Consider the following 1,466-nt stretch of genomic DNA (forward strand, 5'->3'; position numbering starts at 1 on the left):
AGCGTCTATCACGAGGACGGTGTATCTGCCGTTTGCAAGCCGCGCTGTTGTCGCGATCTCTTTACCACTAGGGGAAAACAGGGCAAAAAGCATTGTGCCAAGTTCACCATTTGCCAGCTCTTGAACAGTGTGTTCAAGAGGCTTTTTGGACAATCGTCCGCCTCGTACCTCCCAAAGTCGTAGCACACCGTCTTGGGCACCTGTGAGTACCTGATCGCCACTGGGGGAGAAAATAACCGTACAGTACTGTTCGTTGGGTCGCAGCTTATTAGGAAAGCCCGTTATCTTTTGGACACACTGACCTGTAGCGACATCCCATACCCAAATCTCGTTGCTAAAACCCGCCGTGACCGCCATTTTCCCATCGGGGGAGAGGGCAACGCAGGTTACGCGCCAGTCATGGCGGAGATGGGCGAGACGAACCAAGCCTCGATTGACGACCCTCGACAAGTTCTCCAAAGTCTCATCTTTTGGTGTGATTCCGGATTCAAGCAGTGAGCTGATGGTGCGGATTCCAAGAGTGAGTGCCCTTTTTTCCTGACCGGGTGTCCTAGCGGCGATCTTGAACTCATCTTGTCCTAGCTGCTCTACCTTGAGTACCGCAGACCTTGCACTCGCTTGCAGGCGGGTGACCTGGGCGCGAACCTGATTCACTTTCCTTTGTGCCTGGGTGAGGTTGCTTTGGGCTTGAGCCAGTGCCACTGCGGTAACTCCTTGTGCTTTTTTCAGATCCTCTACGGCTTGTTTTCGCATCTGAAGTTCTTGGCTTTTCTGTGTGAGCTCGCCGATCTTAGCGGAAAGTTCTTTGGTCTTTCCGGCGACTTCCCCCGTTCTATTGGAGAGCTGCCTGGTGATAGTGAGCAACTCCTCTTTCCCCTTGAGTAGAAGCTTGGTCTGCTGATCATTTTTCTTGGCTAGCTGCGTTTTCTCTCGATTTTCTTGCTTCGCCTTCACCCCAAACCAGATTGCAGCCGATGTAGAAAGCAGAAGAATACACCCGAGCAGAGCAGCGCGGCGAAACCCCTGCCAGTACGCCTTGCGCCGAGCTACATCTGGTAGGCTCCGCAGACTCTCCTGAACCCAGGTGGAGGTGAACTGCTCGGCGTAGATACGGTTTCGCACCTGAAGCTGGCTCTCTAAGACCGCGACGAGACCTGAGACCCGCAGAGTATTTGCCAAACTGTTTGTGGGATTGTAGCGAACCGGTGTCCCCTTTCGGACGGTAGCGTACAGACGAAGTAGCTCTCCAGGATCGTTCTCTGGGTCTTTGAGGATACGCTCATGGGCGAAGTGCAAGTTCGGATCGGTCTCGCGGGCCTTACGATCCAGAAAGGTTTCCCGGCAGAGCTGATCTACTTGCTGCGACGTGGTGGCTTCCGCTTTGGCAACCTCATAGCAGAGGCGCTGAGTGAGGTAGGGATGGCCTCCTGTCCAGTGTACAACTTGGGCTATGAGAGCGCTGCGCT

General features: G+C 54.2%; 1 protein-coding gene. It reads right to left on the reverse strand.

The genetic code is table 11. The annotated features are described in order from the left end of the window. A partial coding sequence (locus RMO15_RS15975) for a hypothetical protein (protein WP_309714440.1) occupies positions 1-1,466 on the reverse strand: 1,466 nt, incomplete at both ends.

This window comes from Armatimonas sp. (genome assembly GCF_031410135.1).
Taxonomy (GTDB): Bacteria; Armatimonadota; Armatimonadia; order Armatimonadales; family Armatimonadaceae; genus Armatimonas.